The organism is Candidatus Dormiibacterota bacterium (assembly GCA_035544955.1).
In the GTDB taxonomy this organism is placed as follows: domain Bacteria; phylum Chloroflexota; class Dormibacteria; order CF-121; family CF-121; genus CF-13.
Genome location: DASZZN010000029.1, coordinates 1 through 20145, shown reverse-complemented (window position 1 = coordinate 20145; position 20145 = coordinate 1). Strand labels below are relative to the sequence as shown.

The following is a 20145-nucleotide window of genomic DNA, read 5'->3' as shown; positions in this document are numbered from 1 at the left end:
GCTAATGTTAACGGGTGCCGCCACGAGCAACCAACGTTCCCGCCATTTACCTCGCCCACGGCGCGTCGGGTGACGCGACGAGCATGCGCCCCTACGTCAAAGCGTTGCAGGCGCGCAAGCTGACGGCGAGCGCGATCGACTTGCCCAAATCCAAAGCCGAGCGGGCCGTTCCCGTGTTCATCCAGAAAGTCCCGGCGGGCGCGATCGCGGGCGGTCATTCCTACGGTGGTCGCGTGGCCAGCATGGCCGCGGTCGAGGTGCGCTATGTAGCGTTGATCCTCCTCAGCTACCCGCTCCACCGGCCGGGCCATCCCGAGGACCTGCGCACCGAGCACTGGCCGAAGATCGATTGCCCGGTGCTGCTGTTGTCAGGCGAGTCCGATCCATTCGCTCGGGTTGACCTGCTGCGCTCGTCGGTCCGGCTGTTGCGGAAGGTGGAGCTCGTGACGTTTCCGGGCGTGGGTCATGGTCTGCTGCCGGTGATCGATACCGCCATGGATCGGGTCGCGGAATTCGTTCGCGGACTCAGATCTTAGACTGGGCGGATGTGCACGGCGCCGGGAGACGATGACGGTCCGCGTGCCGCGGCCGCGGTCAAAGAGGAGGAGCGAACGTTATCCGCCGGCGATGGCGCGGCGTTGCGAGAATTCGCGGCCTTGCCGGACGCCGGTTTCCGGCCCGGCGCAGTGCTCATCATCCACGACATCTGGGGTTACACCGACTTCTACAAAGACCTTGCCCGGCGCATCACCGGGCACGGCCACGCTGCGGCGCTCGTCGATTTCTTCGGGCGTCAGGGCGATTTGCCGGCGTCGATGCGGACACCGGAGCGGACCGGCATCAAGTCGGAAGCGATGGCCCGCGCGGTGCAGCGTGCTCAGCAGCTCCCCGACGAGCGTTTTCTGGCCGACATGCAGACCGCCGTCGATGATCTGCATGCGCGTGGCGCCGCCGAGGTGGCGTGCTGGGGATTCTGCATGGGCGGCCGTCTCGCCTATGTTGCGGCGGCGCGGGTCGGTGGGTTAGCCGGCGCCGTCGCCTATTACGGGCATCTTCAAGCCGAGCCAGGCCGTCTCTCGCCGCTGCAGCTCGCCGGTGAGATCCGCATTCCGGTGCTGGGCATTTTCGGCGGCGCCGACCCCGGCATCCCCGCCGACCAGGTCTCGGCGTTTCAGGCGGCGCTGACGACCGACAAAGAGGTCGTCACCTATCCCGCTGCGCCGCATGGATTCCTTCGGTATGGGGCGACCGAGCACAAGGCGGCGATCGACGATGCGCTGCAACGCACCTTCCGGTTCTTTGGGCGGGTTCTCGCTGGGCCGGGTTCGGGACGTTAGCCGCTAAAGCCTTCCGGCAAGAGGACGTTACCGTTGCTGGTCGGCACATAGACGTCCCAGTTGTAGTAGCCGAGGAAGGCCCGCTCGTTGGCAAACATCTGCTGCGCGTACAACTGGACCGCTCGCACGTACAGCATGCTCGGGTTGTACGCGTAGATGGCGCGGGTCATGTTCTGGGGCGCCCCGTGTGTGTGGAGGTAGCGACCGGCCGCGAGGATCGCGTCGCGGGGATTGTTGACGTCGCCCCGGCCGTAGCTGGCCCAGGTCGCCGGCATGAACTGCATCGGGCCCTGCGCGCCGGCCGAGCTCAATCCCTGGATGCGGCCCATGTTGGTCTCAATCAGATTGATGGCGGCGAGATACTGCCATGCCACGCCAGAGGCCTGTTGCGCCTCGTTGTAGTAGCCGAGCAGCACGTCGGGCCCCGGCGGCGCGATGATCCGCCAGTGCGGCAGAGCACTGCTCGTGCCGTTCAGGTCACCAATCTGCTGGGCGGCGCTCAGGTTGTCCTGGATGGCTGAGCGAACCGATGGCGGCACCGCGTTGAGCACGGCCGGCACCCACTCGGGGTGGGCGGCGAGCCGATGGTAGGCGATCTGCTGGCGCTGCCCCAAACTCGTGTAGTCCCCTGGCGGCGTCGCGGGATTGCGAATGGCCTGCTCGACGGTACCCAGCTCGTCGGCGACGTAGGCCGCATCGACGACAACGACGTGTGGTCTGGGCGTCGCCACCGGTGAGCTCGCCGTGATCACGGCAAGATGCGACGCGGACGGGCGTGCCGGCGGTGCCGCGCCCTGGGCGGCCGCACCGCATGCGCTCAGCGCGATCGCCAGAATGGGAGCGGTCAGTCGGATTCCGGGACGGCGTCTCATTTCGGGCGGATTCTATGAGCGCCGGAGCGATGAATCAATCAGGCGCGTACTAAGGTTTCGAATGGGCTCGCGTTGCACCCCCATGAGCTATCCCTGGACGCGAGTGCCGAAGGGCAAGCCGCCGCTTGATGCCTGGCAGCTGCGGTTGCTGCCCGCAGCGGACCGCTTCATGGCCCTGATGTGGTCCCGTCCCGGTGGCCTCTCCTTGCGCACGACCTGGGTCACGCCGGCCACCATCGGCCTCGGCGGGGCGGTCGTCGTAGCTCTCGGTCTTCCTGGCCTGGGCGCCCTTGCCTACGGGATTGGCGCTCGGCAGCTGCTTTTCGTGTTTGGAGGCTTGATCGCGGCCGCGCTCGGTACCGGTGGTGGCATCGTGGCCGCCTACGGCATCAGGCAGCGCCTCGTGTCTCGCGCCCAGGGCCGGCAACACGCTACCTAACGCCGGGCAAGGTCGATCGGGACGGTGCCGTTGTTCTGACGGATGAAGCTCGTCCTGGTCGTGATTGCCGTCCTGATCGTGGGTGCCGGCGCACAGCTGATTCTTGACACGGCCGGCATCCTGCGGCGGTCGCACCGAGCCCTACGGTAACGGCCTCCGTCAGGGTCAGCGCGACACCGACCCCCACGGCGACGCCCAAGCGTTCCCCGACGCCAACCCCCACCCCCATATGTCCCGACGCCACCCCCACCGCTCCCGCCAACTCGGTACACGATCGGGTCGAGCTGCCAGTACGACGGCCACGAAGATTCTGAACAAACCTGCAGGTCGCCAATTACTACATCGCCATGACGACCGGCTGGGGCTGCTCCTGGTCGGTCACGTTCAGCCCTCGTTAGCGGTCGCGACCTCCGCCTGGGTTACGCCCTCCCATTCGGTGGACCAGGTGTGAGCGGCAACGGAAGGCTCTCCGCGTAGACGGCCAGACGGTGATCGAACGTGCCCCATCCGCTGACCCAGTGCCCGGTGCACGTTATCAGCGTCAGGTGGGCGAGGCCGTCAGGCGACGGCTGCGGCCCCTGCCCATCGGCAGGTCCGGACCCGTAGATCCGCGAGAGCACGGTGTGGTCGACGGTCTGCTTGAGCGTGTAGACGACGGTGGCGGTCACCACGAACTCGACGTCGAGGTCGGTCCCCGTATCGTGGATGACAATTCGGTCGCCCGGCTTCAGGTCTTTGAGGTGCGCGAAGACGGCGGGCCGGCCAAGAACGTCATCGACATGACCGGCGATCGTCGCCGTGGTCGCGTCGCCCGGGATGCCGCCACCCCGATACCAGAAGACCTTGCGCCAAACGGGATCGTTCGCCGAACCTGTCGGCGTGTCCATCACGTTCTTGGCGTTGATCCCTACACCAAGCACGGGGGCGGTGATCCGCAGTGACGGAATCCGCAGCTCGACGGGCACGTCCACTGGCCCCGCCCGGAGATCGACGCTGGGATCGACCAAGGGCGCCTGGACAAGGAGTTGATCGGCGGAGGGGGCGACGGCAGGCTGCGCGCCCGGTTGCGAAGAGATCGCCGCCATTGGAGATGGGCGGGGAACCGGCTGGCCCTCGCTCGCCTGGACATTTCCGCAAGCAGCCAGGACGGTTGCCGCCATCAGCGCGGCGGTGAGTCGACCGAGCGAGCCGTGGCGTGCGGACAGCATTGCAGTCGGCCCCTACTTCCTGTCGCCAGACTACTACTACGTGCGGCGGCGCTGGCCTCGCATCGTCATGCCCATGCGCGCGGCTCCGGCGCTGGCTAGGACACCGGCGACAAGAGCCAGGATCCAGGGGAAACTATCGCCCTGTAGAGGACCGCCGCCACCGCTGGGCGGTCCGGCTACGGCCGTCGGCGGCAGCGTGGCCGGCAGTGTGTTTCCGGCGGGCGGGGGAACGGCAGCAGGCGCAGCATAGCCGCATCCGGTCGGCTGGATGATGCGATTAGTGTCCAAGGTGACGGCAGCGGTCCGTGCCAGCGCTCGGCCATTGAGGGTGGCTTTATTCTGCAGCTGGATACTGATGTTCGCCATGATGGTTCCCACAAACTGCGTTGTGGTGGCAAGTGTCGCGGAGGACGTGACCCGCCAGAAGACCTGGCACGGCTGGGCGCCCCCAATGAGGACCACCTTGGCACCGGGTGCCGTAATGAGCGTGGTCGGCGCCGCGCTGGTTCCAATGAGAAAGATGTAGATACCCGAGCCGTTGAGTGTCAGCGTCCCGGTCAGCGTCGGCGACGGCACCGCACCCGATGTCTGGCAATAGACACCAGGGGTAAGGGTTTTGCCCCCGAGATTGACGCCAGAATAGTCCACCGTGCACGGCTGCACCGCATTGGCATACGCCGTTGTCAAATCCGTTTCGGCCGTCGTGAACGTCGAGTCGCCGATGTGTTGAGGCCCGGCGGTTCCGGGCGGGAATCCGGTGATGCCGGCGCCGGACGCGCCGATCCAGCCACTTATCCAGGACGGGCCGGTGTTCGTCATGCCGGCTCCAGACAGCACCGCGAAAAACCCAGCGGACGCGAGACCTGGGTCGGTGGCCGCCAGCGCCGAGAGTGAGTTTGCCCCAATAATCAGGGCTGAAATTACAATAGCGATCGTGTAGCGACGGGTTCGTTTCACAGCGGCATCATAACTCGAGTTGCAGATAAATATGCAACAGGCCCAATACAAGACTGGCTGATGCCTTAATGTGACTCACCGTGGCATGGGACGACCTGTCGCCTTAACGATGGCCATGTCGACTAGGCACTTTTACCCACGCTTGGCAACCAGTCGCAGCAGCCAGAGCAGGATACACGCGCCGATGAACGCGACGATGAAACTGAAGATGATCCCGCTCCCCTGGATGTTGAGGAGGCCGGAGATGATCCAACCGCCGATGAAGGCGCCGACGATCCCGACGATGATGTCTACGATGATCCCGAAGCCGCGCCCTCGGACGACGCGCCCAGCGAGCGCACCCGCGATGCCGCCGATGATGATCCACCAGAGCCAGTTCACACCATTCATGGCGCCCATGATATGCGAATTTGCGCTCCATGGCGACTGGAACCTTTTGCGATCGGCGACGTCTTAATACCGTGCGCCGTCTGATCATCGCCCTCGTCTTGCTGTCCCTGACGGCGTGCGGGTCGGTCAAGTACGGCGGGGGCACGCAGCCGCTCACGACGCCCGAGCTGAAATACAGCTTGATCGACACGATTGGACCACCCCGGTTTTGCGGACCGCCGGTGGTCCGCATGCCGGACGACGCGCAGGCGGCCCAAGAGGTTGCGGCTTTGCGGTCGCAAGACCCCGCGACCTTTGACGCGATCGTCCGTCACGAGAAGCTCGATGCCGCGCATCTCACCGCCGCCGACGACCGCCGGATCCTGCAGCAAGCCGAGCTGCTGGGAGCGCTGCTGCTGCAACCGGAGGGACAAGCGTTCCGATTCGACTACATCGCCGCCAGGCCTTCGCCGGAACACGTCGTGGGAACCATCGATACGCACGGCGCGATCAACCTCGAGAGCCACGATCCCACGCCGTTCCCCGGACGGTACGGTTGCCCGATCTGCCTCGCGGCAGGGGACCGGATCGCGACCCCCACCGGCGAGGTTCCCGTGACGGAACTCCGGCCCGGTATGCTCGTCTGGACCATCGACGCCGGCCGTCGCGTTGCCGCCCCAATATCAGTTGTTGGACACACTCCCGCACCATTCGGTCATCGAGTGATCCGCGTGGTCCTCGCCGACGGGCGTGCGGTCGTCGCCTCGCCCGGCCACCCCACCGGTGACGGTCGACGGGTCGGCGAGCTGAACCCCGGCGATCTCCTGGACGGGAGTCGCGTTACGGCCACGGAGTCAGTGCCGTATGTCGGCGCGACCTGGGACCTGCTGCCGCTCAGCTCCAGCGGGGAGTACTGGGCGAACGGCGTGCTTCTTGGGAGCACTCTTTACAGGAAAATTGATTTGGTGATATTCTGATAGGAACTCACCGGCAAATTCTTAGGCCCTCGGTGTAGCGTTCGCCTCTGAGTCCGTTTGCGGTGTCGCGGCGTCCAATAGGCGCGGCGTATTTCTGACCACCAGGACTCAAGGGAGCGGACAAGTCAATGAACAAGATCCAGCGGCCTGTGATCGCGCTTTCGATTGTCGTCTCAGCTTTCGTCCTCGGCGCATGGCCAATGGCGGCGCTGGCCGCCACCCAACCACGTTTGGGGACCGCGATCGGTTTTGCCGTGCTGGCCGGCAGCACGATCACCAATACCGGGTCAACGGTGATTCATGGCGCAGTCGGGTTGAGCCCGGGTACCGCAGTGACGGGGTTCCCGCCAGGGAGTGCAACGAGCCGGCACAAGACGGATGCCGTGGCGCTCGGCGCCAAAAACTCTCTTGTGACCGCTTACAACGATCTGGCGAGCTGGGCAACGACGCGCAGTATGACGGGTCAGGATCTGGGAGGCAAAACCCTTACCCCCGGCGTCTACACCTTCTCCTCGTCGGCACAACTGACAGGAACCCTCACCCTCAGCGGAAATGGGATCTTCATTTTCCGGACCGGTAGCACCCTCACGACAGCGAGCAACTCAAGAGTTCTCGTTACCAACGGCGCTCAGGGGTGTGGCGTCTATTGGAAGGTTGGGAGCTCCGCAACGCTCGGAACGGGAACGCAGTTCAAGGGAACCATCATTGCCCTGACCTCGATCACGATGGTCACTGGAGCCACTATTCTCCCGGGTCGGGCTCTGGCACGGAATGGCGCGGTCACATTAGACAGCAATCTCATCAATTTGCCCACGGGTCCGTGTAGCGCAACCGGCACAACCGGCACGACCGGCACGACCGGCACGACCGGCACGACGAGCACATCGACGGTCCCCACACTGGCGCAGACGGGCGGCGGGCCGGCTCACGATAGTTTCCCCTGGGTCCTCGTGCTGATCGCTGGGATCGCCGGCAGCTTTGGAGTCCTGCGCTTCAGCCTCAGGAATGGGGTCGACCGCCGCAGCGCGTCCTAGGCTGCGCAACCGGAGGACAGGTTGACATCATCCTGTCCTCCGGTATCGTCGCTTCCGTGCCGCTCGGCCTTAGCGGACCGCGATCAACGCAACCTTTAGATCTGAGACCCCAAAGTAGGCATTGACGCGCCGCGCGCTCGGCCCCAAGCCCACGTACGAATAGTCAATATTGACGCTGGCCTCGCGCAGCTTGTGGGCGACCCTCCCCAGGCTTCCAGGTTTGTCTTGAAGCGCGACTTCCAACACCTCCTCTTCGGTGGTTACCCAGCCATGCTCCGCAAAGACCCGTTTTGCCACGGCCCGCTTGTCCACGATCATCCGGATGATGCCCCGATTGTCGGCAACCGTGGCCATGAAGGCCACGATGTTGACCTCCTTCGCGCCGAGCGCCGAGCCGACCTCCCCCAGCATTCCCGGCCGATTGTCGACCGACACTGTCAGCTGCTTCGCTTTGGGCACAGGGCCATCCCTCCTCACCTATTAAAAGCTGGTTGCTGTGCAGCGCGTTCGAATAGGCTTCCGCCGCTAGCCCCCCGAAGGCCAGAGCCCGGGTGGATTACCAAACCGACCGTCGGTCTGTTATTATCGTGGACATGGCCCGAACGGTAAACGCGACCCTCTATACGGTCCGTCGGGACGCGTTCCTGGATGTCGCTCAGCGCCTCGTCCAGACGAAGGGTTATGAGGCGATGAGCATCCAGGACGTCCTCAACGAGCTCGAAGCCTCGAAGGGAGCCTTCTACCACTACTTCGATTCGAAGCAGGCGCTGCTGGAGGCGGTCGTCGAACGCTTCGCCGACAGCGCGATCGCGGACCTGGCGCCTGTCCTGTACGACGCGAAGCTGCCGGCCCTGCGGAAGCTGGAGCGTTTCTTCGCCGGTATCGCTCGCCGGAAGGCTGAGCACAAGGACCTGATGCTCGCCATCATCGAGGTCTGGAATTCAGACGGCAACGCGATCGTCCGCGAAAAGCTCCGCCGGTTGACGGTCAGCCGCATGGTCCCGCTCCTCTCGGCGGTGATACAGCAAGGCATCGATGAGGGCGTGTTCCGTTCCGCCTCTCCCGACGAGACCGCCACCGTCTTCGTCTCGCTGATGCTCGGTTTTCAGGAGGTCGCGAACGGGCACTTCATTGCCCGTCAGGCCGGCACCATCACCTTCGAGGTCGTTCGGCGATCCGTAGCCTCGTTCACCGAGGCATTCGAACGGATCCTGGGGATACCGAAGGGGTCACTAACGCTGACGGATGAGTCGACCCTACATTTCTGGTTCGGCTGAAAAGGAGATCCATGGGAGCAATCATCGAGGCGGAAAAACTCACCAAGAGTTACGGCAGCAAGCGCGGTATCGTCGACGTTTCGTTCCAGGTCGAGGAGGGCGAGGTGTTCGGCTTCCTGGGCCCCAACGGGGCGGGCAAGACCACGACCATCCGGCTGCTGATGGCGCTGCTGCGCGCCGACGCCGGCTCAGCGCGGATCGCGGGGCTCGACTGCTGGAACAAATCGTTGGATATCAAGCGCCTCATCGGCTATATGCCGGGCGAGCCCGCGCTTGATCCCAATCTGACGGGTGGGCAGATCCTCGAGTACTTCGGGCACTTGCGCGGGGGCGTCGACCATGCGTACCTCAAGCAGTTGATCGACCGCTTCGAGCTCGACACCAGTCGCAAGTTCCGCCAGTACTCGACCGGCAACAAGCGCAAGGTCGTCCTGATCCAGGCCTTCATGCACCGCCCGCGCCTGCTTATTCTCGACGAGCCGACGAGCGGCCTCGATCCACTGAACCAGCAGGAATTCGATCGCCTGGTCTTCGAGGCGCGCGATGAAGGGCGCACCGTCTTTCTGTCGTCGCACGTCCTCAGCGAAGTCGAGAAGACCTGCTCGACGGTCGGCATCATCCGCGATGGTCGACTGGTGCGCCTGGGGGACGTCGCCGAAGTGAAGGCCATCAAGCGCTACGAAATGACGATCATCTTCGCCAGCGCGATTCCCGCCGAGACATTCAAGACGCTGGACGGGGTGATCGACGTGAAGGCGCTGAATGAAGGGCATGGCCTGCACCTCGCCATGCAGGGACCGGCGGATGCGGTGATCAAGGCGGCGGCGCGCTATCCGGTCGTGTCGCTGACGAGCTACGAGCCGAGCCTGGAGGATATTTTCCTTCGCTACTACCAAGCGGACGCTCCGCGTACCACGGATGCCGACCATGTGGCTTAGGAGCGTCTTCCTCAAGACCCTCCGCGACTACCGGATCCCGATCCTCGGCTGGGGCATCGGCATGGGCCTCGTCGTCGTATCGCCGATGGCGAGCGTCGCGACGCTCCTGACGACGCCGCAGGCGCGGGCCCAGCTTGTCAGCCTGGCCGCCACGTTCGCATGGAACGCGGATGTCGTCGCAGTCGACACGATCGGTGGCTACGCGACCTTCAAGATCGGCATCTTCATCTTCTTGATCGCCGTCTGGCCGCTGCTGGCCGCTAGCCGCATGCTGCGCGGTGAAGAAGATCGCGGCTCGCTGGATGTGTTGCTCTCGCTGCCGCACCCGAGATTGGCGGTGGCCCTCGAGAAGCTGGCGGCGATGTGGACCGCGCTGCTCGCGATGGGTCTCTTGACCGGGCTGCTGGCGTTCGCGGGCGGCCAGAAGTTCGGTGGCGGCTTCAGCCTTAGTGATGGGCTCCTCTTCGGCTTGAACCTCGCGCTGCTCTGCGCGGTGATTGGTGGCGTGGCGCTGTTGATCTCGCAATTCACCCAGGAGTCAGGCCCTGCGGCAGGCTGGACGGCAGGCCTCCTCCTTATCTTCATCGTCCTGGACATGGTCCGCCGCGTGATTCCCAACACTGAATGGATCTCCCGCTTCTCTCCGGTCTACTACTACAACCTGAGCAAACCCCTGGTGCCGAGCTACGGCGTCAATGCCGGCGCGATGCTCCTCCTTCTCGTCCTGACCGTGCTTCTTAGCGGCGCGGCGGTCTGGCTCTTCGTTCATCGCGATGTTGGAGGGACGGTCCCGCTGCCAAGCTGGCTCCGGCTCCCCGAGCGCGCGGCGAGCCGGGCGTTGCCGGTCGGAGACTGGTCGCTGCGCTCGGTCTACGCGCGCAGCCTGGGCATGATCGCGATGCCAACCTTCTGGTGGACACTGGGCATCGCGGGCTTCGCCGGCTGGATTATTTTCGCTGTCCAGCAGATGGAGTCGAGGCTGTCGTCCTTGTTCGCGAGTTCGCCCACTGTCCTGAACTTCATCAAGACCCTCGGTGGAGGCGATGCCGGCGTCAGTGCCGGCTTCTTGAGCGCGATCTTTGTCTTTCTCCCGCTCTTCCTGATGGCGTTTGCCGTCACCCAGGTCAACGGATGGTCCGCCGACGAGCAGGACGGCCGCCTCGAGCTGCTGCTGGCAACTCCGCAGCGGCGCCTCGGGGTGTTGCTGGCACGGTTCGCCGCCCTCGGCACCGCCACAGTCTTCATCGGCGTGATCACCTTGCTCGCGTCGATTGGCGCCGCCGCGGCGGCAGGCCTGACGCTCGATGCGGGCAACCTCGCTGCGGCCACGCTCGGCATGATCCCGCTCGGTCTGCTGATCGCCGCCATCGGGTACCTGGCCTCGGGGTGGCTGCGGACAGCGGCAGACACCGGGCTGCTGAGCTTCCTGTTGCTGATCTGGTTCTTCATCAGCTTCATCGGGCCGGAATTCTTGCCCAGCGCCACACTCCGCCTCTCGCCCTTCTACTACTACGGCACGCCGCTGATCCACGGGCTGGCATTGACCTCGGTGCTGGGCCTGATCGCGGTCGCCGCCCTGGCGTTAGGCCTTGGCGCGTTTCGATTTGTCCGCAAAGATATCGGGGTGTAGGCTCGAGCGATGACCACACCGGCAACCACAGCCACCTACCGGACCGGCAAGATCTGCTACATCGAGATTCCCGCAAAGGACATCCAGCAATCGGCCAAGTTCTACCAGCGGGCCTTCGGATGGCAGACGCGACGACGCGGTGACGGCTCGACGGCATTCGACGACACCGTCAACGAGGTCAGCGGCACCTGGGTGCTCGGGCGGCCAATCGCGGCCGAGCCCGGACTGATGGTTTACATCATGGTGGGCAGCGCCGCCGCCGCGGTTGAAGCGATCGTCGCTGCTGGCGGTCAGATCGTGAAGCCAGTTGACCCGAAGGCCCGCGAGGTGGTCGCGACGTTTCGTGACCCCGCGGGAAACCTGATCGGCATCTACCAGCAGCCGGGCCTGGCAGAAACCGAGGCGCGCGAGTCAACGGCGGCCAGAACCTCGTAGACCAGCGATCCCGGCGCGACGCTACTCAGCCAACCCCTTCGGCGAAGCGTCGGGCCGCCTTCGGCCGCGAAATTGTGCCTGGCCGTACTGCGCACCGAGGATGAGAACGAGCAGGGCCGCGGCCAGGAGGAGCCAGGGCGTCAACTGCGGCGACGCGAGCGGGTGGACGGGCGCCCGGGGCGGGCCTGGCGCCGTCCGCTCGGGATCGAAGAGCACGCTCGTGGATCCAAGGACGACCAGCACCTTGCCGGATTGCAGGACGATCGGAAAGGTCCCTCCGTTCGAAGACGTGACCGAAAGGGGCGAACCCGTCGACCATGTGCCTGTCGCCGGGTCATAGAAGATGGCAGAGACATCCCCTGCGGCACCTCCCGAAAAGTCCACCGCGAAGGCGAGAGCACGGCCGTCGCGCAGAACGATGGCTCCGCCAAACCCTTGACTGATCGCGGTCGGTGCATCTGCGATCTTCGACCACGAATTGTGGGCTGGGTCATAAAGGATCGCGCCGCTCAATGGTGTTGGAGGCTGCGCGGCCGGCTGGGGCTGCATCTGATTGCCGCCGGCCACCAGCACCTTGCCATTCGCGAGGGTAGCGGTGACTCCGTAGCTGCGCGATCCGGGCATTGGCCGGGCCGACGACCACACGTTCGTCTTCGGATCGTAAAGCCAGGCCTTCGAGTTCGAGCCATTCGTCGGATCCTCACCGCCCGCCATCAGCACCCGGCCGTCAGGGAGGGTCGCAAACATCGTCCCCCATAGCACGGCAGGCGCTGGAGCGACCGGCGTGAAGCGCTGAGTTGCTGGATCGAAAAGGTCGACGGTGGCGTCGGGAGCGACGCCGGGCCCTGGATAGGCTCTCGCCCATCCGCCGATGATCAGGACACGCCCGTCGTTCAGCCGCAGCGCGGTATGCCCCCACCGCGGCTGACTCATCGGCCCGGTTGGCGTCCAGGTCCCGTTGGCGTGAAAGAGCGCTGCCGTCGCGAGGACGTCGCCCGTTGCCGAGGTGCCGCCCGCCACGAGGACCGAGCCGTCCAGCAGCGCCGTCGCGGTGTGCTGGTTGCGTGCCTCGGGCATGCTGGGAAGGACCGACCAGGTGTTGCGCTGCGCCTCGTACACCTCCGCGTCGTCCAAAGAGCCGCGAGAGGCGGAGCCACCTGTCGCCAGCACTCGGTCGTCGGGCAGGAGGGCGAAAACGAGGCCCAGGTTGTTGGCCGCCGTCTTGGCTTCGGGTCCAAAGGCTCCGATGGGCTTGCCCTCTGTGCCAGAGGCGTCCGGCGTCACAAAGGGTAGCGCGCAGGCGCCGAGCAGGATCGGCCACGCGGCGACTGCCGTCATGAGCTTGAGGGTTCGGTTCATCGGACGCTCTGGTCGATCTGCGACCGCAGCCCGGTGCCGATCAGCTCAAACGCGAGGGCAGCCAGTACGATGGCCAGCGCCGGTACCAGGACCGGCAGGAACTGATTGTGGATGATGTACCGGTACGAGTCGGAGAGCATTTGGCCGATCTCCGGCTGCGTGAGCAATTGGAGGGGCTGGTCACCCCGCTCGCCTTCGGCGAGGGTGATAACGCCGCCGATGAACACCTTCAGGTAGCCCAGCTCCGCGAGCAGGACGAGCACCGCGCTGGCCTGAAATGGTAGCTCCACCGCCAGCGCAGGCCGCAGGTGGGGCAGCACGTGGATGCGGAAGAACGTCAGTCCGTGCGTGCCGAGTGCCCGGGCGCTCATGGCGAACGGCTGCGAGCGCACATGCTCGATCCGCTCGGCAACCACTTCGGCGACATCGCGCCATCCGACCACGGCCATGCCGATCACGAACGCGAGCAGGCGGTTGCGCGGGCTCAGTGCGTGGATGACGATGATGGCCAGCGCCAGGTATGGGAACCCGATCACCCAGCGGCTCATGCCCCGGCTCAGCCGGCGCACCGGACCATAGCCGAGCCCCATGGCGAGGCCGGCGAGGGCCCCGATGAGCACGCGAGCGATCACAACCAGCCCGACCAGCGTCAGGGAGGGCAGCGCGCCGCGCGCGGTCAACGCCACCAGGTCGCGCCCGCCGTCGTCCGAGCCCAGCAGATAGAAGTGGGTGCCATGCACGTTGTTGTCGGCGTCGAAGACGTCGATCGTGCTGAATGCGTGGAACGGTGGCAGAAAGACGGCATGCGTGCCGTGCCCGACGCCGAAGACCCAGATGGTGGTCGACCACATAAGTGGTTGCAGCAAGCCATAGGCGAGCAGGGCTCCCAGGGCGACCAGGATCGCGACGCCAGCCACCGCCGCGGCCCGTCTCATGCTTGCTCGAGGCGAAGGTCGCGGATGCGGGGGTCGAGCCAGCCCTGCAGCAGGGATGCCGCCGACTCGAGCAGGACGAGCAGGCCGGCCATGGCGACGACGAGGGCGATGGCAAGGTCCGCGTTGGGGGCAGGCGCTTGAGTGCCGGGCGCGATCCCGAGCGAGAGCAAGAGCGTGTAGCCCAGTCCCGGGTAGGCGAAGAAAAACTCGACGAGCGGCAGGGAGCCGATCATCAATCGCACCGAGCTGACCCAGGTCCCCACCAGCGTCGGCGCGGTCGGCCGGATGATGTAGCGCAGCGCGACTACTCGCCAGGGCAACCCGCGCGCCTGTGCGGCACGCACGTGATCCATGGTGCTCTCCTGGTCTAGGGCGACGCGGGTCTGCCGGAAGATGTAGGCTGCCGGGCGCACGCCCAGCACAAGAGCCGACCAGAAAATCTGTCCGATGGACACCTCGCCATACCCCCCGCTCACCCGCAGGTCCAGCGAGTTATAAAGCAGGAACTGAATCTCCTGGGCCAGGATGGCGAACAGGAAGGTGGGGACGACCCACAAGACCGTCACCAGGGGCGCGATCGCGAGGAGCCGCCGGCTGCGCAAGACCGTGATGGCGAAGGTTGCGCCGAGGCCGGCAACCGTGCCCGCGGCGATCGCGACGGCGATCAGCGCGAAGCTGCGCTCCGCGGCAATCAACACGACGCTGAGCACCTGATGCCAATCGCCGCCTACGTTGGTCGGTCCGGCACGCACCCGGCCCGGTAGCACCGGAGGCTGGACGACGGCGACCAGTAGCCAGGTCACCAGGAGAATGCCACTCAGCTGAAAGGCGAACAGCGCGACGATCCGCGCGGATGCCCACAACTGCGGCCAGCGCGCGAAAACGATGGCCACGGCCAGGCTGACGATCAGTGCGATAAGGCTCAGGTTCAGCCAGAGCATGCCTACGATCCCACCATTGCATCCAATTGTTAGGTCGAGATTAGGTCCGGGCCCGCAGACTCCATCGCGCTGCTCAGTTAGGCGGGCCCCGTCTCGGTGCGCGCAAATTCAAGCAGCACGGCGGCCATCCAGTCGGAAGCCTAGCTCGTGCTTACGGCGAAGGAAGCATAGCTGCGGCGTCTGCCGAGTCCCCACAGGATTGGGCAGAGTGCACGGTCGGTTGACTGGACGCTAAGGCGGCGTTAGCTTATTGGATAAGTCGTCGGGAGGATTCGGCTGACCAGGAGGGAATGGGGATGGGAAATTGGCGCCGTTTTGCTGCGGGTGGGATCGTCGGACTAGTCTTGCTGCCGCTCAGCGCGGCCACGACAGCGCCGGCTTTAGCGAGCAACGATTTCTGCGCCCGAATCGGCCACGTGGCCGCCTCGGCCGGCGCTCGCATTTACTGCGACTTCAAGGCGAGCCAGCAGGCCGGTGTTCCACGGCCGAAGGCCGCGACGTCAGCGGCGAAGACGCAACCGGAGCACAACGAGGAGGGTGCGCCACGGCAGTTTGGCAAGAATGTCAATGCGGCCAATCCTCAGGAGGACCAGTTCGCGGTGCCACCAGGGGCCCAGGCATACGGCCAGGCCGAAACATCGATTGCCGCGACCGGCCCCTACGTGGTCGACGCGTGGAACGATGTGACGGGTTTTTTGGCCCCCTGCGGTCTTTCGTATTCACCGCCCTTTAAAGAGGAGGTCACTGGTTACGGCTTCTCAGCCGACGGCGGCCGCTCGTTCACCGACATGGGCGGGCTCCCGAACGATTGCACGACCGGATACCGGCTCTTCGGCGACCCCAGCGTAGAAAGCTGGCAACGAGGGGGCACCACCTACTTCTATGTCAGCAGCCTTTACATCAGTGTCGTGACCGGCCAGTCGAACGTAGCTGTCAACGCGTGCGCTGCCACGGGAAACATCCTCGCCTGCAAGCCACCTGTCCTCGTAGCAGCCGGTGGTCCGGGTGACTTCCTTGACAAGGAATTCCTGTCGATTGACCCGAGCCGCAGCCGCCTCTACGCTAGCTATACCCGCTACAACGGAGACCCGGCCTCTCCAAATTTCCAGGGCCAGATCGAGCTGGCGGCCTGTGACATCAGCAGTCCCGGAACTCCGGTTTGCTCACCCGGGGGATCGCCCACGCCGTACTTCGTAGTTCAGCCCGGCCAGCTGTGCCAGAACGAGGGGTCGTACCCAGCGGTGCATGTTGGTAGCGGAGATGTCTACGTAGCCTGGGAATACAACCTGCAGACGAACCTCGGACCGCCATGGGGCCCGACGGATTGCTAGACGCTGCCCGTACAGAACAAGGTGGCCTACGTGCCGTTTGCCTGCCTTCTCGTGCAGCCGGTGTCGCCGTGCGGGACCACCCCCAAGCAGCAGGCCGTCAATATCATTTCGATCGATCTCGCGATCGTGCCCGGTTACAATCGTGTCCCGCAATTCCCATCCCCGGGGATTCAGGACTTCCCCAGGATCGCGGTCAGCCAGCCGGCGGGGACGGTCAGCATTGCCTGGAATGACGCGCGCCGCATCCCGACCGCCGATATCCTGCTCCAGAGTTTCAACCTCGTCAGCCTGAAGCCGGTGCAGGACGCTCCCATCCGCCTGAACGCGGATCCGGGATCGACGTGGAACATCCTGCCGGCCCTTCGAAACGCTGATGCGGACGGCAAGCTGAACGTGACCTGGTACCAGCAGCGAGAGCCGGGGGCGCTGACTGACGTCATGGCGGCCGTGAGCTTTGATCCGCGCACCGAGGACATCCCCCGAAACGTGCGCGTTACGACCGAGCCAACGGGATGGCTCAACGTTTCGTCAAACATCATCCCCAACTTCGGCGACTACACCGATAACTATGTACTCGCGACGCCGAATTCGCCCTACACGGACCAGACTTTGTACGTCGCGTGGTCGGATGGCCGACTCGGACTACCGCAACCGTTCTCGTCTAGGCTCAGTCCAGGCGACGGGCAGTAGCGCTCAAGCGGAGGAGGAGCGAGTCGCTCCTCCTCCCCAGTATCGAGGGCTCGTGCGGCGGGCAGTGACGGGTCGCGGCTGAGTTCCGAAAGCAGCAGGGTCGCGTCTTGGACCACCCTTCTTCTAGGCCGAGACGCGTCAGGTGAACCAGCCGGCGGCAGCTCGCGCGGCCTTGACTACCACCCAGCACGTCGCGCCGGACGAGAGAAGGCTCCCGGCCCATCCGAGCCCGAAAAGCACAAGCGGGTACGCCGTAACGAGGAGAACGGCCGCGAGCCGGCGAGCCGCGGGTGGCTTCAAAATCAAGACGCCCGAACCTACCAGCGCCGCGGCCGAAGCGACGATCAACTCCTCGAAAGCCATTACGCTTGAGTAGCCAGATCCGGTCGCCGTTACAAAAATCAACAGGCCCGCGGCCAGGAGGAGGCCGACCGCGCTCAGGACACTGAACAGGGAGGCTTGCGTACCCCGCCCGAACGCTCCGGCCAGGAGGGCAACCGCACCCCCGGTGCTGACCACGGGTAGGAGTACGACGAAGAGCAGGTAGAGCAGGTAGGGCATTCCTCAAGCAGCTGGAGCCGTCGCCACAGTCTCAACGCGCCGGGTGGCCAGCTACCTTCGCGGCCGGCGGCGGAACTAGCGTACAAGCGTGTTCGGTGGAGGAGCCCGTGGCGGACACTAATCGAACATTTGAATGGGCCGGAGGCGTAAGAAACGCGACAACAGGAAGGCCACCCCGCCAAAGCCAGCAGGGTGTTCTGGAGCAGCAGCGGCAGCTTTCTTAGCCCGTCCCGTTTTGTCCACCGTGAGGGTCGACCGCCACAACCGTTACGACGCGCGGATCGCATTTTCTACGTTCCTCTATGCTGGCGGGTTCCTCATCCTCTCGATGCTGCCACGGCATACTGCCAGCCTCCTCGAGGGCCTGCGCTGGCTGGCCTTTCCGGTTGGTGGAGCCGCCGTTGTCGGGGGCGCGGCTATCGCCACGCAAAGTCTCAAACGGGTTGCTCCACGTTCTGGTGTCGCCGCGGGACTACGGGTGTTCGCCATTGTTACCGGCGTTGTCTGCGCAGCCATCGGTTTATTGCTTGGAGCTGACCTGGTATCGACGTATACGTGCTGCCCTGGCTACCATGGCCTTGCCAGCTATTTTGGGCTGCTCATCGTTGCCGGACTGTCAATCAGCGTCGCGGCGGTCTTCGTACCGATCACGTTCGCCGTGTTACTGCGATCAACCGAACGCAGCGCAACTCGGAATTCAACGCTCGTGGGCCTGACCGCAGCCTTATTGCCAAGCGCCGTGTCGTTGGCGACGGCACCACGGTATTACCAGGACATCGGGAATTGGATGAGCGCGGCGGGGTCTGTGCTGACGGTTGGCTTGCTCGTGATGGGGATCTTGGCGCTCTGGCATTTCCGGTCATCGGGCTGGCCATTGGTGCTCCCGTTGCTACCGCTTGCAGCGGTGACACTCCTCATGGGGAGCGGCGTCGCTTGGCAGTCTGCCTCGCTGCCAAGCGATAGTCCAGCCACCTCTGTTCGGGCCACATCCCAATCCATCGTCTTGGTGGCGCCCACCGGCCATTCCGAGGTAGTCGGGGAAGTCAACAGTTACCAGGCCGAATACAACCTTCTTGCTCGGCGCGCCGGACTCCCGATTGATGCCGCTACGTTTGTCATCACGTTCGATTCTGTTTCTACGCGGCCGACCACGCTTGCAGCCTGGCAATGGCCCATTTCGATGTCGCTCTCCCACACACCAGGTCAGAGGCTTCAGCAGTTTCGCCAAGCTGCCGCCTATGCACTCACTTATCGCTTTGGATTTCCCGCATATGAACCTTATGCCGCCTTCGAACAATGGCTTCTCGATCAGGCAGCACCAACTCGCTCCATCTCAGAGGTTTGTCAGTCTCAGGTGGCAGAGGCCCCGTTCGCTAGCGCTGAGCGAAATGGAGGTATCAGTGCCGCACAAGACCTCATGCATCAGCTCTCCCCGGGCCCCTTTGACCCCGGTCGTCAGCCGATCACTGACGACCAATGGCTCGCGCGGGCCCAAGCGCTCTGTAGCTCCTCGTGAGTAGAAGCGTCCTAAAGAGTAGCCCGTGGCGGACACTAATCGAACAAACGAATTTGGGCCGGTCCCAAGATGCCAGTCCGGCAGGCCTTTAGCGGCGCGCGCAGCCGGCACCCATCTCCCCACATCATTCCTGCCGCGTCCTCAGAGCCAACCTGGACTAGGAGTTGCCAGCCTGCGGCTCCCGGCGGAGCTCCGCCACCCACGAGTCTGACTCTTGGTCAGGCCGCTAGCCATTCCCAAGTACCGGCCTTGAACCGGTACTGCACCATATAAGCGGCTTCTCGTGGGAGATTCTGGCCAAGCTTCCAGTCGCCACGACATACAGCCAATCTGATCGCGTCCTCCGACAGAGTGACCATGTCCTGAGGAGCCGTCCACGCGGTGGCAGGCTCGATTAGGTGGTCTAGAACCCTAGGATTCGGGGCCGTCACCTCGAGGTCGGTGTGACTCGAAGCTATCGTGAAGTTGACTAAAGCGCGGCTGACGGTCGCCCGGAGGAGGTCGTTGGACCGGGCCTCCTGCCACATGTAACACGCGTCATGGTTGCTCACGTAGAGGCTTGCCCACGTAAGAGGGTCAAGCATCCCGGCTTTTGGTTCTCGCGCATGGGCGATCACCATGAGCTCGTCGAGTTCCGCCTTGGAGAGTTCGTGGCTCGCGTCGATCATCTCGAAGTCATACGTGTGCAGGTCTTCAACAAACCGCGGGAGGTCGGAACTCCGAATCCGAATTAGGTCGCGAATCCCTTCGCGGGCTGGACCCCGGTGGGTGCGGGCCCACTCTATCTCGTATCCCATCACTTCGATAGCGCGTGTTCTCGCGATCTCCTCCGCGTCGAGAAGTAACCGGTCGCTCCCTGGGCGGAACTGGTAGTGGCCAACGTCCCATACATAGGTGTAGGGCAGGGCGATGTCTCCCCAGGAGGGACCGACGTCTGAAACATCAAGTGCAACCAAAGACAACGTCCAGATCCCCGCTGGCGTGACTTCGGTCCGGACACGAAACGGAAAGGGGGTCCCGGTGGGTCCTATCGTGTTCACAAGAAAGGCATTTGCCCGCGAAATAGCCATTTGTCTCATCATTCCACGTTCTGAGTTACCCCTTCGACGAGATCTGCGAACCACGAAGGGGGTTCGAATCGTGTTCGGTTAAGTAGCCCGTGGCGGACACTATTCGAACAATCGAACCTGGACCCTATGACTTAATCGCGCTGGTGACGAGCGCAGGGACCAGGACGCGCTTTTCGAAATCCGTCCCGCCCTGGGTGAAGGTTCCCGTGAACAGGAAGGCTGGCTCGAGGTAGGTCGTTCCGCTCCCCGCCGCCACCGCGATGTAGACG

22 protein-coding genes are annotated in these 20145 nt (G+C 64.4%); 12 read left to right on the top strand and 10 right to left on the bottom strand.

The features are described 5' to 3' along the window. The first annotated feature begins 14 nt into the window (after nt 1-14). The gene (locus tag VHK65_09590) at nt 15-536 is read left to right on the top strand and encodes an alpha/beta family hydrolase (GenBank protein ID HVS06401.1); all 522 of its coding nucleotides are present in this window, start codon (nt 15-17) and stop codon (nt 534-536) included. A 9-nt stretch (nt 537-545) separates the two neighbouring features. After that, nucleotides 546-1337: a dienelactone hydrolase family protein gene (locus tag VHK65_09585; GenBank protein HVS06400.1), complete on the top strand. Its 792-nt coding sequence runs from the start codon at nt 546-548 to the stop codon at nt 1335-1337. Here the strand turns inward: VHK65_09585 and VHK65_09580 are convergent. Next, nucleotides 1334-2209, bottom strand: a complete 876-nt coding sequence (locus VHK65_09580; protein HVS06399.1) for a lytic transglycosylase domain-containing protein — start codon at nt 2207-2209, stop codon at nt 1334-1336. The two genes, VHK65_09585 and VHK65_09580, sit on opposite strands and share 4 nt — an antisense overlap. Nucleotides 2210-2291: 82 nt before the next feature. Between VHK65_09580 and VHK65_09575 the strand changes: the two genes are divergently transcribed. After that, nucleotides 2292-2648, top strand: a complete 357-nt coding sequence (locus VHK65_09575) for a hypothetical protein (GenBank protein ID HVS06398.1) — start codon at nt 2292-2294, stop codon at nt 2646-2648. 419 nt (nt 2649-3067) lie between these two features. Here VHK65_09575 and VHK65_09570 read toward each other — a convergent pair whose 3' ends face one another. From VHK65_09570 to VHK65_09560, 3 genes are all read right to left on the bottom strand, one after another. Beyond that, nucleotides 3068-3856, bottom strand: a complete 789-nt coding sequence (locus VHK65_09570; GenBank protein ID HVS06397.1) for a class F sortase — start codon at nt 3854-3856, stop codon at nt 3068-3070. Between the two features lie 36 nt (nt 3857-3892). Then, entirely contained in the window at nt 3893-4813 is a 921-nt protein-coding gene (locus VHK65_09565; protein HVS06396.1) for an ice-binding family protein, read from the bottom strand. Between the two features lie 132 nt (nt 4814-4945). Next, complete coding sequence (locus tag VHK65_09560) at nt 4946-5203, bottom strand: GlsB/YeaQ/YmgE family stress response membrane protein (protein HVS06395.1); 258 nt, start codon at nt 5201-5203, stop codon at nt 4946-4948. A 71-nt stretch (nt 5204-5274) separates the two neighbouring features. Between VHK65_09560 and VHK65_09555 the strand changes: the two genes are divergently transcribed. Next, nucleotides 5275-6159 (top strand): Hint domain-containing protein, encoded by an 885-nt coding sequence (locus VHK65_09555; protein ID HVS06394.1) that lies wholly within the window; start codon nt 5275-5277, stop codon nt 6157-6159. Nucleotides 6160-6287: 128 nt separating this feature from the next. Beyond that, entirely contained in the window at nt 6288-7193 is a 906-nt protein-coding gene (locus tag VHK65_09550) for an ice-binding family protein (protein HVS06393.1), read from the top strand. A 69-nt stretch (nt 7194-7262) separates the two neighbouring features. Here the strand turns inward: VHK65_09550 and VHK65_09545 are convergent, their stop codons facing one another. Next, nucleotides 7263-7652, bottom strand: coding sequence for an ACT domain-containing protein (locus tag VHK65_09545; GenBank protein ID HVS06392.1), 390 nt, complete (start codon nt 7650-7652; stop codon nt 7263-7265). A 134-nt stretch (nt 7653-7786) separates the two neighbouring features. On the opposite strand from VHK65_09545, the gene VHK65_09540 reads away from it, so the two are divergent. From VHK65_09540 to VHK65_09525, 4 genes are read left to right on the top strand one after another with little or no spacing between them, the layout of a single operon-like run. Continuing rightward, nucleotides 7787-8470: a TetR/AcrR family transcriptional regulator gene (locus VHK65_09540; GenBank protein ID HVS06391.1), complete on the top strand. Its 684-nt coding sequence runs from the start codon at nt 7787-7789 to the stop codon at nt 8468-8470. Between the two features lie 11 nt (nt 8471-8481). Next, the gene (locus tag VHK65_09535) at nt 8482-9408 is read left to right on the top strand and encodes an ABC transporter ATP-binding protein (GenBank protein ID HVS06390.1); all 927 of its coding nucleotides are present in this window, start codon (nt 8482-8484) and stop codon (nt 9406-9408) included. Then, complete coding sequence (locus VHK65_09530; GenBank protein ID HVS06389.1) at nt 9398-11038, top strand: ABC transporter permease subunit; 1641 nt, start codon at nt 9398-9400, stop codon at nt 11036-11038. The genes VHK65_09535 and VHK65_09530 overlap by 11 nt, the downstream gene beginning before the upstream one ends. A 9-nt stretch (nt 11039-11047) precedes the next feature. Continuing rightward, a complete protein-coding gene (locus tag VHK65_09525; GenBank protein HVS06388.1) occupies nt 11048-11473 on the top strand; it encodes a VOC family protein in 426 nt (141 codons plus the stop codon). A 21-nt stretch (nt 11474-11494) separates the two neighbouring features. Here VHK65_09525 and VHK65_09520 read toward each other — a convergent pair whose 3' ends face one another. The 3 genes from VHK65_09520 to VHK65_09510 are packed head-to-tail and all read right to left on the bottom strand — an operon-like array spanning nt 11495 to nt 14708. After that, nucleotides 11495-12832, bottom strand: coding sequence for a kelch repeat-containing protein (locus VHK65_09520; protein HVS06387.1), 1338 nt, complete (start codon nt 12830-12832; stop codon nt 11495-11497). Further along, the gene (locus tag VHK65_09515; protein HVS06386.1) at nt 12829-13767 is read right to left on the bottom strand and encodes an ABC transporter permease subunit; all 939 of its coding nucleotides are present in this window, start codon (nt 13765-13767) and stop codon (nt 12829-12831) included. Before VHK65_09515 ends, VHK65_09520 begins: the two co-directional genes overlap by 4 nt. Then, entirely contained in the window at nt 13764-14708 is a 945-nt protein-coding gene (locus VHK65_09510; GenBank protein ID HVS06385.1) for an ABC transporter permease subunit, read from the bottom strand. The genes VHK65_09515 and VHK65_09510 overlap by 4 nt, the downstream gene beginning before the upstream one ends. A gap of 296 nt (nt 14709-15004) precedes the next feature. Here VHK65_09510 and VHK65_09505 point away from each other — a divergent pair, with 296 nt between their 5' ends. Together VHK65_09505 and VHK65_09500 are read left to right on the top strand one after the other, a co-directional pair. Further along, on the top strand, nt 15005-16039 hold the full coding sequence (locus VHK65_09505) for a hypothetical protein (protein HVS06384.1): 1035 nt from the start codon (nt 15005-15007) through the stop codon (nt 16037-16039). Between the two features lie 21 nt (nt 16040-16060). Further along, entirely contained in the window at nt 16061-16729 is a 669-nt protein-coding gene (locus tag VHK65_09500) for a hypothetical protein (protein HVS06383.1), read from the top strand. 138 nt (nt 16730-16867) lie between these two features. Here the strand turns inward: VHK65_09500 and VHK65_09495 are convergent, their stop codons facing one another. After that, entirely contained in the window at nt 16868-17290 is a 423-nt protein-coding gene (locus tag VHK65_09495; GenBank protein HVS06382.1) for a hypothetical protein, read from the bottom strand. Between the two features lie 235 nt (nt 17291-17525). On the opposite strand from VHK65_09495, the gene VHK65_09490 reads away from it, so the two are divergent. Continuing rightward, nucleotides 17526-18806 (top strand): hypothetical protein, encoded by a 1281-nt coding sequence (locus tag VHK65_09490; protein ID HVS06381.1) that lies wholly within the window; start codon nt 17526-17528, stop codon nt 18804-18806. Between the two features lie 218 nt (nt 18807-19024). Here the strand turns inward: VHK65_09490 and VHK65_09485 are convergent, their stop codons facing one another. Then, a complete protein-coding gene (locus VHK65_09485) occupies nt 19025-19876 on the bottom strand; it encodes a hypothetical protein (GenBank protein ID HVS06380.1) in 852 nt (283 codons plus the stop codon). Between the last annotated feature and the right edge of the window lie 269 nt (nt 19877-20145).